Below are 13,386 nucleotides of genomic sequence, written 5' to 3' on the forward strand. Positions count from 1 at the left end.
ATGCCTCTCTATTCACGATCGTCCACCGCTGCCCCCGCGATCCGACATCTCGATATGCTGCGGGCTGGCGCCGCAATGGCGGTACTGCTGTCCCATGCCCGCGATTTCACCTTGCGGGATGCGGCCGATCAGCCAGGCCTCAATTGGGCAGGCCGCCTGGTCTTCGGCGTATCGGGACTCGGTCATCAGGCCGTGCTCGTCTTCTTCGTTCTCAGCGGATATCTCGTCACGAGTTCGATGCTGCGGCTCGAAAAGCGCGGCCGCTGGTCGCTCGGACAATTCGCGGCCGCCCGACTGACACGGCTTTGGATCGTGCTGGTCCCGTGCCTCCTCGGCGGAGCTCTCCTCGACGCCGCCGGGCTTGCCTTCAGTCGAGATCCAGGACTTGCAGCGCATTACGGCGTCCTGGCCGTCACCGAACAGCAACCGCCGGACTTCGGGGGTGCCACTCTCATCGGCAATCTCCTGTTCCTGCAAACGATCGCCGTTCCGGTCTACGGCTCGAACGGCGCGCTCTGGAGCCTGGCCAACGAGGCCTGGTACTACGTTGTGGCGGCGCTGCTTTTCGCGGCCTGGCACGATCGCACCTTCCCCGGACGCGCTTTGTTCTCTCTCGGCCTCGCCTTGGCCGTCGCGGCCGCGCTGCCTGGAAGCATCCTCAGCCTTGCCCCGGTCTGGGCTTGTGGGGCGGTCTGTGCCGTCGCGCGGCCGGAGAGGTTGTATCGGTCCCGGTGGAGCGCCTTGCTTCGACGTGCCGCCATTCCGGTCTGGGCGGCTGCTCTCCTCGCATCTCGGTTGCGCCTCGGGCCGAGCGCCTTCGCGACCGATCTCGCGATCGGGGCCGCGACCGCTTGGCTCGTCTCCGTGGCTGTGGCGGAAGGTAACAGCTTCGTTGCGCAGAGTGGATCTTTTGCTCCGGGTCGAACCGTGTCCGGCAGTCTCGCCCGCATCTCCTACTCGCTTTATCTGTCGCACTGCCCCTTGCTGGCTCTGCTTTCGGCCCTCGTCCTCGACGGTCGCCGGATCGATTTCGGCTGGACCGGTGTCGCGCTCCTGGCCGGCGGGATGGCGCTTTCGCTGCTACTGGCCGCGACGGTGTGGTGGGCCTGCGAGCGTCACACGGAGGCGCTTCGCGCGTGGCTGACGGCAGGCAGGTTCGCAGCACGCGCAGGCCGCCTCCAATCGGCGCCGGAAGGACTTTCCCCATGAGGGCGCGTCTGCTGCGCGGCATCGGCGCGAACCTTTACGGGCAGGTCGTCACGATCCTGATCCAGCTGGTGTCCGTCCCCGTTTTGATCGGTGCCTGGGGCAGTGCGCATTACGGCATCTGGCTGCTGCTTTCTGCGGTCCCGACCGCTTTGGCTTTTGCCGACGGCGGGCTGATTCTGGCGAGCGGCACCGCCATGACCATGGCCATGGGGCGGGGCGATCGCGCCATCGCGGCCGACTTGTTCGGGCAAGCGGCGCAGGCTGTCATCATGGCTTTGGTCACCATCGGATGCGTGGTTGGAGGGCTGTTGGCGATCGTGCCGGCCGCGGCGCTCGCCGTCGCCTGTCCCTTGGCACCCGAGGAGACGCGCTGCATCCTGGCGCTGATGACGGCGATCGTGCTCCTCGGTGTTTTGGGCAGCCTCCCGGGGGCGGCCTTCCGGGCCGGTGGGCACTACGCATTCGGTGTCGCGGCGGCTCAGACGATCCGGTTTGGAGAAGCCGTCGCCGTCCTGGCCGTTGCGCGCGCCGGCGGTGGTCTGGCGGCTGCGGCAAGCACCTGGCTCGCGGCACGTCTGGTCGGCTCGGTGCTGCTCGCCGGACTCCTCGCCCACAGGCTGCCTTGGGTTCGCGGCGCGCGTCTGCGGCGAACGAGTTTCGACCTCGGGTCTCTCCTCAGGCCGGCTCTCGCCTCGTTGGCGGTCCCGGCCGCTTTTGCCGCGAGCCTGCAGGGTGTGACGCTGGCGATCGGGTTCGCGCTGCCACCAAGCGCGGTGGCGGCCTTCGCGACGGCCCGCACCTTGGCGCGCGCCCTGGTGCAACTCGCGGGCCTGGTCACGCATGCGCTCATGCCCGAGATGGCCCTTGTGGCCGGTCGGGGCGATGGCCGGGCGATGGCGGCGGTGTCGCGTCTCAACCGCTGGATGTCGGTCGCGGCCCTGGTCCCCGGCTGGATCCTCCTGCTCGTGGCAGCCCCATGGGTGATCGCGGTTTGGACCGGCGGCCGCCTCCCTATCGACCCTTACGTCCTGCCGCTCGTCGCGACCACGGCCCTTGTGCACGGTCTGTGGTTGTCGCAGGCGAACATGATCCTGGCGGTCAACCGGCCGGCGGATTACGCCTGGATGTTTCTTCTCACCTCCGTCGCCACCGCGATGCTGGCATGGCCGGCCGCCATGCGGGGCGGCACGGCGGGTGCCGCCGCCGTCTGCCTCCTTGGCGAGTGCCTGATGGCGCTTTGGCTCGTAAATCTTGGCCGCTCTCGGCCGCTTCGCCCCGACGCGATCGAGAGCGCCCTGTCATGACCGAGGTCCCGACCCTTGCCATTCTGCTCACCTGCTTCAACCGCAGAGCAAAAACCCTCGCATGTCTTGCCAGTATCGAGGCTCAGGACGCGCAGGTATCCTGTCGCATCGTGCTGTTCGACGATGGATCGACGGACGGCACGGCCACGTCGGTGCGCCGGCATTATCCGGAAGTCGAGATCCTTGAAGGCAAGGGTGATGCTTTCTGGTCGGGCGGCATGCGGGCCGCCTTCACGGCCGCGATGCGGCACGGGGCCGATTTCTACCTCTGGCTCAACGACGATGTCCGGCTCGCACCGGACGCGCTGCGGACGCTGCTCACCACCCACGCGGATCTCGTTCGGCAGGGGCGTCCCTTGTGTCTTATCGGCGGCGGGGTCGCCGACCCGCGCGATGGAGGAACCTCCTACGCGGGCATCATCCGCCCTTGGCCGGATCAGCCACTGCGGTTCGACAGGAAGGCGCCCGATGCCGCCGCGCCTGTCCCGTGCGACACGCTTGTCGGCAATGTCGTTCTGGTGCCGCGCCTGACGGCCGAGACGATCGGTGGCATCGGCCGCGTCTTTCGACACACGCTGGGCGATCTCGACTATGGTCTGCGGGTGGCGGCTGCGGGCGGTTGGGTGGGCCTCGCGCCCGGCCATGTCGGATGGTGCGAGCGCAACGGACGCAGCGGCCACTGGTTCAACCAAGACCTCGGTCTTGTGGCGCGCTGGCGCCTGCTGCCGCATCCACTCGGATTTCCGCTGCGGCCGTGGTTCCACTTCGCGAGACGTCATGGCGGGTCGCTCTGGTTCGTCTTCGCAGTGCTGCCGTTCTGGCGATTGGTGGTACCCGTCCGGTTGGCGCGGCATGTCGACCGATGGCGCCGCCCGCTGCAGTCCCGGGAGGCACGCCATGCCTGACGGTCTCAACGCCTCGTCCCGAGAGCGGACACGCCAAGCTCTCGCCGGGCTGGCATTCCTGTTCTACCTCCTGCTCCTGGCCGAGGGTCCGTTGCGGAAGTGGATTGTGCCCGGCGCCAGCAACCTGCTCGTCTTCTTGCGCGATCCGCTGATGGTCGTGATGCTGCTGGTCTATATCCGCCTGGGACCGTCCAGGTCGATGCGTCGCGCTTTGGCGCTATTCGGCTTCGTGCTTCTACTTTTCCTGGCCTGCATCACCTGCCAACTGGCCACCAGCGCGGTGCCGGCCCTCGCGGTCCTGGCCGGTGCGCGCAACTACTTTTTGTTCGTTCCGCTCTGCTGCATCCTGCGAGATGTGTTCACGCCCCGCGACTACGCCCGTTGGATTCGACTGAACCTCCTTCTGGCGCTGCCGATCGGGATCCTGGTGCTGGTGCAGTATCGATCCGGCCCGGCGGCCTGGATCAATGCGGCGCCTGGCGGTTCGAACGACGGCGTCTTCCTGCTGGTCGAGGATGTCGTGCGACCCTACGGCGTGTTCAGCTTTACGCTGGGACACTCGGCCTTTGCGGCCTGGATGGCGGGCGTCCTGCTTGCGGCCGTCTCGGCTCGCCGCGCGCTCTCGATTTCGCCGGTCCTGTTGCTGTGGGGCGCCTGCGGCGTGGTGCTGATGGGCGCTTTCAGCGGTTCACGGACCTACCTGCTGCTGGCCGGAGCGGTCGTCCTGACTTTCGTGGCCGCCACGCTGGGGTTCGGGACGCCTCGGGCCAAGAAGGTTGCCTGTGCTCTGGTGGCGAGCCTCGCGGTCGTCTCGGCGGGCGTTGCGGTCGCCGATCCGGCGCTTGTCGGTGCTCTCAACGAGCGTCAGTCCGCGGCTGTGGCGAGCGAAGGGTCGACCGGGGAGCGTGTCGGCCGCCTTCTCACGGAGTTTGCGGGCGAGATGACGGAGGTGCCGCTGTTCGGCTACGGGCTCGGTGCGGGCACCAATGTGGCGAATTTCCTGTCCAATGGACGCACCGACCACGTACTGGCCGAATATGAGTTGACCCGCATCGTTCAGGAACTCGGGCCCTTTTTCGGCCTGCTGGCCATCCTGCTGCGCTGGGGGCTCGCAGCCTGGCTCATGGCTGCGGCGCTCGCCGCCCTTCGCCGCGGCAATCTCCAGCCGGTCAGCTTCCTCGGTTTCGTGGCGCCCGTGTTCCTCGTGCATGACGTCACTCTGCAGAACAGCATGATCGGCATCGCCTGGTTCTCGGCCGGCATCTTCCTCAGTTCGCTCCGGGTAGGTCCTCGCCTCGAGCCGATGGCAGAACGGTGGGAAGCGACGCTTGGCTCTCTCCCCGCGGGAGGCCTGGCATGCGGGTGAATGTGTGCGTGAACGGCACGTTCCGGTATCCGGACTACATCAGATTCTACGAGCAAGCGGGCATTCTCAATCGCTTCTACTTCGCGCATCGCCGGTCGCAGACGCCTGCGGTTCTCGGCTTGCCGACCGAGCGCACACACAATCTCTGGCTCAAGCAATATCTGATGGCCGCCGCCTTCCGGTCGGCACCCGATTGCCTCTCGGCGCCTCTTTCACGCGCCCTCTGTGACCGGTTCCAGCAGGGCGTGCTGAAGCGGTGGCAGCCCTGCGACAGCCTGGAGGCGGTGATCGGCGCCGTGGCCGACCACGTCATCGCCTTCGCGCGCCGGGAGGGCACAAAGGTCCTGGGACATCCCGTGACCACGCAGTGCGCCACCGTTCGCCGGCTCGTCGACCAGGCCCGCGCGGACCTCGGCCTCGCCCCCGATCGCACGATGCTGGCCGAGGCGGCGCGGCGGGGTGACGAAGTCGCCGCCTGCGACGCCCTGGTGGTCGACAGCGGCTTCGTGGCGCGCAGTTTTGTCGCGGCCGGTGTGCCGGCCGAGCGGATTTCGGTGGTGCGTCCCGGTTTCGATCCTGTCCGCTTCCATCCGCGCGATCTGTCGGAGGTCGATCGCGAGACCTTCCTGGTCGTCTGCGTCGGAATCGTCACGCCCCGCAAGGCGCAGCATGTGCTGTTGCGGGCCTGGCGGATGCTGAATCTGCCCAAGGCCAAGCTGGTGCTGGTGGGCGCGCTGGGCCGCGACGCGCGGGCTGTGATCCGCGGCCACGAAGGCACCTTCTCGCACATCCCGCATGTTCCGCATGGGGCCCTGCGCTCGCTTCTCGCCCGTGCCTCGTGCTTCGTGCTGTCTTCGGCCGAAGACGGTTTCGCCCAGGCACCTCTCGAGGCGATGGCCTGCGGCGTTCCCACGATCCTGTCCGAAACCGTCGGCGCGGCGGAACTGATCGAACACGGGCGGACGGGCTTCGTGGTGCCGACCTTCGACCCGGAAGCGATCGCGGCCGTTCTGGAGCGTCTCTACCGCGACCGGACCCTCGGCGAGAGTGTCGGCCACGCCGCGAGTGTTGCTCGCCGTGATGCGGGCACCTGGCCGGACTATGCCGGGCAGGTCATCGCCCTGCATCGCCGCCTGACCGGAGACACTTCCACCTCGGCGCGAGCGGCGGCATGAACATCCTCCACATCATGGCATCGGTCAGTGACGAAGGCGGCGGACCGATCGAAGCGCTTGTTCAGGCGGATGCCGTCGGGCGCAGGAAAGGTCACCGACGCACCATCGTGTCGCTCGACCTCCCCGCCGACCCGTGGGTGCCGCGCTGCCCGGTGGAGACGATCGCGCTCGGAAGTCCGTTCGTCCGGCGTGGTCGCCGCACGATGCCCTGGTTGCGCTACGGCTTCACGCCCCACCTCGTGCCCTGGCTGAAGCGGAACCTGGGGGCCTATGACCGCGTGGTCGTCAACGGCCTCTGGAACTACACGGCCCTGGCGGCCCGGCGGGTGCTGCCCTATCGGTCCACCCCCTATTTCGTGTTTCCGCATGGCATGCTGGACCCCTGGTTCCGCTCGGCCTATCCGGTCAAGCACAGCTGCAAGCAGGCCGCCTGGTGGATCGCGGAAGGCCCGCTCCTCCAAGGCGCCCGCGCGGTGCTGTTCACGAGCGAAGGAGAGCGGACGGCAGCGGCGGGTGCCTTTTGGCCCTATCGGCTGCGAGGCCTCGTGACCGGCTACGGCACCGGTGACGTCCCGGTCGCGACGGCCGGTCAGGCGGCCGCATTTCAGGCCTGCGTGCCGGCGCTCGGCGACAAGCCCTACCTGCTGTTCCTCGGTCGGCTGCATCCCAAGAAGGGGTGCGATCTCCTTCTCGCCGCCTTCGCGACCCTGCGGCGGCTGGCTCCGGATCATCACCTCGTCATCGCCGGCCCGGATCGCGACGGCTGGCAGGCGGCCCTGCAGGCCATGAGCCGGGACCTTGGCATCGCTGATCGAATCCACTGGCCGGGCATGCTGCGCGATGGCGCGAAATGGGGTGCGCTCTTCGGCTGCGAGGCCTTCGTGCTTCCCTCGCATGGCGAGAATTTTGGCATTGCGGTCGCCGAGGCCCTGGCGTGCGGCAAGCCGGTGCTGCTCAGCCACAAGGTCAATATCGCCTCCGAGATCGTCACGGCAGGCGCCGGACTCGCGGCGTCCGACACGGCCGAGGGTGTGGCACAACTTCTCGCCGCCTATCTGGCCCTGCCGGTCGAGCAACGCCGCTTGATGGCCGACCGGGCCCGTCGCTGTTTTGTCGATCGCTACGCGGCCGACCGTGTCGCGGAACGAACACTCGCCATTCTCGAAAACCCGGACCAGTTCACGTGACGATCCTCGACGCGCACCTGTCTCGCCCGCTTGAAGGCGGCCCGAGCTTCTCGCTCGGCAACCGGCTGTTCCGGGCCGTGTGGCGGATCGCCTGGCGGTGTCTCGCGTCATGGACCCCACCGGCTTTCAGGGGCTGGCGACGGGGTCTGCTGGTCGCCTTCGGGGCACGGCTTGCCCCCTCGGCCGATGTGCGGTCGAGCGCCCGCATCTGGTATCCGCCCCATCTCTCAATGGGGGCGCAGGCCGTGATCGGACCCGAGGTCGTCTGCTACAACATCGCGCCCGTGGAGATTGGATGTCGCACCATCGTGTCGCAGCGCGCCCATCTGTGTACCGGCTCGCACGACCTCTCCGACAGGCATTTCCAGCTCGTGGCGCGGAGCATCACGCTTGAGGATGACGTTTGGATCGCCGCCGAGGCCTTCGTGGGACCCGGCGTCGTGGCGCGGGAGGGGTCGGTTCTCGCGGCACGCGGCGCGATCTTCGGCGATCTGCAGCCTTGGACGGTCTATCGCGGCAATCCCGCCCAGCCGGTGAAGACGCGCAAATTCAGGCCCGCGGAACAGATTTCAACCAAATCCGCCCCTCAATCGCGGGAACTTTTCGAGCCCCAAAATCCTATATGGCCGTGGGACATTTTGTCGTCTTAGGGGGAGTTCATGCATATCCTGTGGATCATCATCATCGGTTTCCTGGCCGGTGTCGTCGCTAAATTCATCATGCCGGGTCCGAACGAGCCGTCGGGCTTCATCATGACGGCGATCCTCGGGATCGTCGGAGCTTTCGTTGCGACCTTTGTCGGACAGGCGATCGGTTGGTACGGCCCGAATGATGGCGCCGGCTTTATCGGAGCCATCATCGGCGCCATCATCGTTCTGGGCATCTGGGGCTTTATCGCGGGACGCACATCGAGCGTTTCGCGCTACTGAGTTCGCTTAGCCTCGCGCGAGTTCAGCCAGAAGGCTGCCGTTGGCGGGGAAAAGCGGAATGAGACACGCCTGCAGGGCGTGATAGATGTCGGGCCGACCGGTGAAGAGTTCTGTCTTCGCTTGGTTGGCCCAATTCAATTGAGGCACCCATCTTTCGTCGGCCTGATCGAGGATCGTGGTCCCGATAAAGTCCCAGATGCGCCGATACCAGTTTTCATAGAAGGTCGGGTCTTCGACGCTGCTGAGGAACACGGCGGCCCCGATGCCTTCACACAAGGGCCACCAGATCTTGTCGGCGACCAGCGGCTGGCCGTTCCAATCGAGCGTATAGAAAAAGCCGCCGCGCTCGTGGTCCCAGCCCTCCTGCACGGCCAGGCGGAACATCCGCGCGGCGGCGTCCGGCATCCAGGAATGTTTGCGCCCGCCAGCAATCCATAATTGGACGAGCAGCCGGCTCCATTCGAGCCAATGACCGGGGGTCGTGCCGGCCGGGCGAAACATCTCCGAGCCGGCATAATCCCGGTCGATCTGCCAGTCCGCCGAGAAATGTTCCGGAAGGCGCCAGCTGTTGGCGGCCGTGATTCGGCGGATCAACAGATCGGCGATGGCCTCGGCCATGGCAAGGCAGCGCGCGTCGCCCGTCGCCTCGTAGGCGGCCATGAGAGCTTCGGTGAGATGCATGTTGGAGTTCTGGCCGCGATAGGGCGCCCCGAGCGGTTGCCAATCGGCCGTGAATTCCTCGGCCGTCGCGCCATGTTGCGCTTCCCAGAACCGGTCATGCAGGATCGTCATGACATCGTCGATCAATCGGTCCGCATCGGGGTGGCCGACCTGCTTTGCGGCAGCACCGGCCAGCAGCACGAAGGCGTGACCGTAGGCCTGTTTCGATGTGTCGACCGGCCCGGCATCACGCATCTGCCAGAAGTAGCCGCCGTGCACCGGGTCCCGATGGCCCTGCCACAGGTAATCCATCCCATGATCAATGGTGCGGCTTGCGCCGGGATGCCCGAGCCGATGTGCCAGCGCATAGCAATAGACCATGCGGGTGGTCGCATGGAGACCCCGCACACAATCCCCACCGCCGTCACGCAACGGCTGCCCATCGTCGCCGAGATCGAAGAAGCCGCCGCGCGGATTGAAAGCCACGGCGAAGCTCGTGAAGAGCCCGGCTGCCCGCGCGGTGAGCCATGCTCGGTGGTAGGGCTGGGTCCGCCATAGGCTGGGCTGGGCGTCGTGCGCGTCTTGCATTTACTCTTCCCCCTCATCGAGCTCTGTGCCCACTGAATCGCATGAGGCTCTTCAAGGCGCTACCCATTACAGGAGTCGCAACGTCGGGCGCCCGAGCGCCAAGTCCCCTCCAAAGCTGGGAATGAGATCCAGTCCCGGGCGGCGACGTGCCTGTAATGAGCAAGTCAACGGCTGCCGGCTTCTCGATGTGGTCAACAACTGCACGTCGACTCGGGCGGAAAGCGTCCTACTAGGCGTCCGTGGTCCCAGCCGTCGATACGCTCCGAATGGCTCAGGGCCAAGCAATCTGAAACCAAAGGGTCAGACCGCACAAAACAAGCGAGAGTCGTCGACGATATTGGCGGAGACGGAGGGATTCGAACCCTCGATAGGGCTTTACAACCCTATAACGGTTTAGCAAACCGCCGCCTTCAGCCTCTCGGCCACATCTCCGCTCGCGCGGAGCAATCGCTCGGCGCATGCGTTTTATGCCTTAAGGGGTCAGACTTGGCAAGGCTCCAGGCTTTTGGCGATGCTTCGCCAGATAGAAAATCAAATGCGATGCGCTGAGCGGCAACGTCCGCCTCGCCGAGGAAGGACTCAGTCTGGCATCGCCGACATCCGCAACCCTGGGAACGCCGGAACCCATCTAAGGCTAGTGGCATGAGGGTCAGCACCCAGGCCGCGAGATTCTGTCTTATGCCGAGTCCTAGAGCGGTCGAACCCGCCGGCAAGTCGTGATTCTTCTTGGAGAGAGGCGGCTAATGCAGTCATCTTTGCCGTCAAGCAAACACCGAAGGTTTACGAATGTTACCAGTCGGTAAACAATTCGGTACTCTTCAGCTTTGGCCCCGCGTGTTTCGTTGCCGGAATGTCACAAGGCATTTCGAAAGCCCGAATTGGGGCGCCTCCAAGGCAATTCGGCGTTTGTCGGGGCACGCATCACGGCTATGTTCAAAACGCGAAAGGGAGCTTCCCTCGCTCAAGCCGGCACCAGTGCCGATGTGCCACCGCAAGGCTGACACATCAGACCGGGACCGGAGAACAAGGGAAGAAGAGAGCTTGAGGATCAGGTACCGGCGCGAAGCGATCCGGTTTCGCGCAGATATATGGTTCGGGCGAACTCGTCCCGTTGGGTCTTTCAATCTGGAGGTTTTACCTATGAAGCTCGTCAAGAGCCTTCTTCTCAGCTCGGCGGTCGGCCTTACCGCTGTCGCCAGCGCCCAGGCCGCCGATCTTCCGTTCCGGAAAGCGGCTCCTGTCGAGTACGTCCGCGTTTGTGATTTCACCGGCGCCGGCTACTTCTACATTCCGGGCACCGACACCTGCTTGAAGGTCGGCGGCTTCGTCCGTGCCGAATATGCCTACGTGTCGCCGTCTGCCTCTTTCTTCCCGGCTGTGTCGACCGCGGTTGGTGGTGTTGTGATCCCGGGCGGTACCCGCATCAACAGCAACCTTCGTGACGTGTCGGGTTTCTTTGCTCGCGGCCGCATCGAAGTGGATGCCCGTACGCAGACGGCTTACGGAACGCTCCGCACCTTCGTGCGCTACGAAATCACGAAGGCGAACGGCGTTTACCAGGGTTCGTCGACGTCCCAGCAGGGCTTCACGAACCAGAGCGGCAGCAATGCCAACGTGGACAAGGCCTTCGTGCAGTTCGCCGGCTTCACGGCAGGTCGCGTGCAGTCGTTCTTCGACTTCTACGCCGATAACTACAACATGGAAGGTATCGCCAACTCCGATCAGAGCACGCAGGTTTTCGCTTACACGGCGACCTTCGGCGGCGGTTTCTCGGCGACGATTTCGGCTGAAGATCCGACGATCCGTCGTGATGGCATCGGCAACGGCGAGTTTAACAGCCCGCTGAACCTGGCCGCTGGCGGCGTTTCCTCCGACCTTGGTTATGGTAGCGTTCGCATCCCCGACTTTGTCGGTGTTGTTCGCGTCGATCAGGCTTGGGGTGCTGCCCAGCTCTCGGCGGCCTATCACGAAGTGGCCGTGATCTCGCCGACCACCTTCGGTAACATCCAGAAGGATGGCTTCGCTGTTCAAGGCGGCCTCCAGTTCAAGCTTCCGATGCTTGCGGCCGGCGACGATATCTGGTTGGAAGGCGCCTATCAACAGGGTGCGTATCTGTACCAGGACTCCGCAGGCACCTTGAACTCGGGTGTGAACTCAGCGTTCCTGGGCGGCTTCCAGCATATCGATCACGACGCCTACGCCTTCGCGAATGCCAACGGAACATCGACCGTTTCGCTTTCGAAGGGCTTCTCGGTGATGGGCGCCCTCCATCACTACTTCACCCCGAACTTCTCGGACGTGCTGTTCGGCTCGTATGAGGAAGTGTCGTATGGCAACCGCGCCCGGAACACCGATTGGACCCTTGGTGGTATCGGTGATGCGAGCGAATACCGCATCGGCAACCAGTTCATCTGGACGCCTGTGAACAACCTCGGCATTTATGTTGAGGCGGTGTACGCTCACATCGACCAGACCCTGGCCCACAATCCAGGTGTCGCAGCCAGCGCTCTTCCAGTCGGCATCAAGAAGGACCCGAGCTCCTTCGAAGGTCGGCTCCGTGTCGAGCGCGACTTCTAAGATTTAGAGAAGCAAGATTGAAAAGGGCCCGGCACCATGTGTCGGGCCTTTTTCACGTTGAGAGGCGCCTCTCAACGTGGCCTCAAAAGTGAAGTCGTGGTACGGCCTCCCAATCATCGTTAGAAGGCTCGGCCACTCCAAGAAGATCAATGGCCGATGTGTCGGCGTCTGCTATGACGTTAGGCAGGCTGGTTGCTTCGTCGTTCGCCAGGCGATCGAAGGCTCACTCGGCCATGCCGAGCGCCGCGAGGTACAGCCCGAGGATTTCCTCTTCCTCCCGCCGTTTGTCCTTGTCCTGTTTGCGGATCGACACGACTTTGCGGATGACCTTCACGTCATAGCCGGTGCCCTTGGCTTCGGCATAGACGTCCTTGATGTCTTCCGAGACCTGCTTTTTGTCTTCCTCGAGCCGTTCGATTCGCTCGATGAAGGCGAGCAGATGCTTGGCTTCGGCTGAATTGGCTTCCATCGGGCGGTCCTTGGTTTGGCGGCGCGGCCTTGGCGCAACCCATCATGCGCGGTTCGGAATGAGCCGCTTGAAATCCGTGTCTTCGCCGAATGGCGTCGCAAGCCATCTACATGACGAATGAGAGCCGGCGCATCTGGTCTACTTCGCCTGGCGCCGTGCGGCCGACCTCGCGAAGACCGCGGCCGCACGCGCTACTCGTTCGCGCGCGGCGCGCGGTGGCATCCGATCCGAGCGAACCCGGACGTGGCCACCGGTGACTGGCGAGAGTTTTCTCCTCGATTCGTCATGAGGAGGGAAGAAGTTGGCGTACATCCAAGACGCATGAAAGGCGTGGGACGCGACGTTCGAGAATCGATATTGGGCGGCCCGACATTGTCCGGCCGGCATCAGACATCCCTCCATTATGAAACGTCGGGCACGATTGCGATCGCCTCGGTTTGCGCCTTGCGCCATGCGGCGAGCCTTTCCCCCAAGGCTGCATCGGCGAGGCTCAGCACGCTAGCAGCCAGTAGGGCCGCGTTGATGGCTCCGGCGCGCCCGATGGCCAGCGTGCCGACAGGAATACCGGCCGGCATCTGAACTATGGAATAAAGGCTGTCACGTCCGCCAAGCGCCTTGGTTTCCATTGGAACGCCGAACACGGGCAGAATCGTCCAGGCAGCCGTCATGCCCGGCAGATGAGCGGCCCCGCCTGCGCCAGCGATGATCACTTTGAACCCTGCGTCACGGGCACCTTTGGCAAAGGTGACAAGCCTGTCAGGCGTCCGATGGGCCGAAACGATTCGTGCCGCGTAGCCCACCGCCAAAGCGTCGAGGATCGTGGCGGCGTGGCTCAGGATCGGCCAGTCCGATTGACTCCCCATAATGATCGCGACCGGAACCTGTCCCTCTATGCTCGATGGCTCGGCCACGTCGATCCCTTGATCTCGTTCGATCCCCGCGCCTTAACGGATGCATCCTAGCGGTGCAAGACATCATCCTGCGGTCCGCACCCCTTTAAGGACATGCCCCGTGATA

The 13,386-nt window shown here is 64.8% G+C and carries 12 protein-coding genes and 1 tRNA gene; 9 read left to right on the top strand and 4 right to left on the bottom strand.

Annotated features, from left to right (window positions below; genetic code table 11):
* Genes M8523_RS00810 through M8523_RS00845 form a run of 8 tightly spaced genes read left to right on the top strand, consistent with a single transcriptional unit; the run spans position 1 to position 8,075 of the window.
* Positions 1 to 1,209: an acyltransferase family protein gene (locus tag M8523_RS00810; protein WP_282582920.1), complete on the top strand. Its 1,209-nt coding sequence runs from the start codon at positions 1 to 3 to the stop codon at positions 1,207 to 1,209.
* The gene (locus M8523_RS00815) at positions 1,206 to 2,513 is read left to right on the top strand and encodes a lipopolysaccharide biosynthesis protein (protein ID WP_282582921.1); all 1,308 of its coding nucleotides are present in this window, start codon (positions 1,206 to 1,208) and stop codon (positions 2,511 to 2,513) included. The genes M8523_RS00810 and M8523_RS00815 overlap by 4 nt, the downstream gene beginning before the upstream one ends.
* The gene (locus tag M8523_RS00820; protein ID WP_282582922.1) at positions 2,510 to 3,418 is read left to right on the top strand and encodes a glycosyltransferase family 2 protein; all 909 of its coding nucleotides are present in this window, start codon (positions 2,510 to 2,512) and stop codon (positions 3,416 to 3,418) included. The genes M8523_RS00815 and M8523_RS00820 overlap by 4 nt, the downstream gene beginning before the upstream one ends.
* Positions 3,411 to 4,784, top strand: coding sequence for a hypothetical protein (locus M8523_RS00825; protein WP_282582923.1), 1,374 nt, complete (start codon positions 3,411 to 3,413; stop codon positions 4,782 to 4,784). Before M8523_RS00820 ends, M8523_RS00825 begins: the two co-directional genes overlap by 8 nt.
* Positions 4,775 to 5,959, top strand: a complete 1,185-nt coding sequence (locus M8523_RS00830) for a glycosyltransferase family 4 protein (RefSeq protein WP_282582924.1) — start codon at positions 4,775 to 4,777, stop codon at positions 5,957 to 5,959. Before M8523_RS00825 ends, M8523_RS00830 begins: the two co-directional genes overlap by 10 nt.
* Entirely contained in the window at positions 5,956 to 7,146 is a 1,191-nt protein-coding gene (locus M8523_RS00835; protein ID WP_282582925.1) for a glycosyltransferase, read from the top strand. The genes M8523_RS00830 and M8523_RS00835 overlap by 4 nt, the downstream gene beginning before the upstream one ends.
* Positions 7,143 to 7,796: an LbetaH domain-containing protein gene (locus M8523_RS00840; RefSeq protein ID WP_282582926.1), complete on the top strand. Its 654-nt coding sequence runs from the start codon at positions 7,143 to 7,145 to the stop codon at positions 7,794 to 7,796. Before M8523_RS00835 ends, M8523_RS00840 begins: the two co-directional genes overlap by 4 nt.
* A 9-nt stretch (positions 7,797 to 7,805) precedes the next feature.
* Positions 7,806 to 8,075: a GlsB/YeaQ/YmgE family stress response membrane protein gene (locus tag M8523_RS00845; protein WP_282582927.1), complete on the top strand. Its 270-nt coding sequence runs from the start codon at positions 7,806 to 7,808 to the stop codon at positions 8,073 to 8,075.
* Positions 8,076 to 8,081: 6 nt separating this feature from the next.
* On the opposite strand, the gene M8523_RS00850 is transcribed toward M8523_RS00845, so the two are convergent.
* Together M8523_RS00850 and M8523_RS00855 are read right to left on the bottom strand one after the other, a co-directional pair.
* Positions 8,082 to 9,323, bottom strand: a complete 1,242-nt coding sequence (locus M8523_RS00850; protein WP_282582928.1) for an AGE family epimerase/isomerase — start codon at positions 9,321 to 9,323, stop codon at positions 8,082 to 8,084.
* Between the two features lie 338 nt (positions 9,324 to 9,661).
* Positions 9,662 to 9,755: transfer RNA gene (locus tag M8523_RS00855), tRNA-Ser, on the bottom strand.
* 708 nt (positions 9,756 to 10,463) lie between these two features.
* Here M8523_RS00855 and M8523_RS00860 point away from each other — a divergent pair.
* A complete protein-coding gene (locus M8523_RS00860; protein WP_282582929.1) occupies positions 10,464 to 11,900 on the top strand; it encodes a porin in 1,437 nt (478 codons plus the stop codon).
* Between the two features lie 223 nt (positions 11,901 to 12,123).
* On the opposite strand, the gene M8523_RS00865 is transcribed toward M8523_RS00860, so the two are convergent.
* Together M8523_RS00865 and purE are read right to left on the bottom strand one after the other, a co-directional pair.
* Positions 12,124 to 12,369 (bottom strand): DUF2312 domain-containing protein, encoded by a 246-nt coding sequence (locus tag M8523_RS00865; protein WP_282582930.1) that lies wholly within the window; start codon positions 12,367 to 12,369, stop codon positions 12,124 to 12,126.
* A gap of 401 nt (positions 12,370 to 12,770) precedes the next feature.
* Positions 12,771 to 13,232, bottom strand: coding sequence for a 5-(carboxyamino)imidazole ribonucleotide mutase (gene purE / locus M8523_RS00870; RefSeq protein ID WP_282583403.1), 462 nt, complete (start codon positions 13,230 to 13,232; stop codon positions 12,771 to 12,773).
* Positions 13,233 to 13,386: the final 154 nt, after the last annotated feature.

It is taken from the genome of Lichenifustis flavocetrariae (assembly GCF_026130545.1).
GTDB lineage: Bacteria > Pseudomonadota > Alphaproteobacteria > Rhizobiales > Beijerinckiaceae > Lichenihabitans > Lichenihabitans flavocetrariae.

Excerpts from the sequence above, each read along its gene's own strand:
- M8523_RS00810 (WP_282582920.1), top strand. The coding sequence starts at position 1 with ATGCCTCTCTATTCACGATCGTCCACCGCTGCCCCCGCGATCCGACAT.
- M8523_RS00815 (WP_282582921.1), top strand. The coding sequence starts at position 1,206 with ATGAGGGCGCGTCTGCTGCGCGGCATCGGCGCGAACCTTTACGGGCAG.
- M8523_RS00820 (WP_282582922.1), top strand. The coding sequence starts at position 2,510 with ATGACCGAGGTCCCGACCCTTGCCATTCTGCTCACCTGCTTCAACCGC.
- M8523_RS00825 (WP_282582923.1), top strand. The coding sequence starts at position 3,411 with ATGCCTGACGGTCTCAACGCCTCGTCCCGAGAGCGGACACGCCAAGCT.
- M8523_RS00830 (WP_282582924.1), top strand. The coding sequence starts at position 4,775 with ATGCGGGTGAATGTGTGCGTGAACGGCACGTTCCGGTATCCGGACTAC.
- M8523_RS00835 (WP_282582925.1), top strand. The coding sequence starts at position 5,956 with ATGAACATCCTCCACATCATGGCATCGGTCAGTGACGAAGGCGGCGGA.
- M8523_RS00845 (WP_282582927.1), top strand. The coding sequence starts at position 7,806 with ATGCATATCCTGTGGATCATCATCATCGGTTTCCTGGCCGGTGTCGTC.
- M8523_RS00850 (WP_282582928.1), bottom strand. The coding sequence starts at position 9,323 with ATGCAAGACGCGCACGACGCCCAGCCCAGCCTATGGCGGACCCAGCCC.
- M8523_RS00860 (WP_282582929.1), top strand. The coding sequence starts at position 10,464 with ATGAAGCTCGTCAAGAGCCTTCTTCTCAGCTCGGCGGTCGGCCTTACC.
- M8523_RS00865 (WP_282582930.1), bottom strand. The coding sequence starts at position 12,369 with ATGGAAGCCAATTCAGCCGAAGCCAAGCATCTGCTCGCCTTCATCGAG.
- purE (WP_282583403.1), bottom strand. The coding sequence starts at position 13,232 with ATGGGGAGTCAATCGGACTGGCCGATCCTGAGCCACGCCGCCACGATC.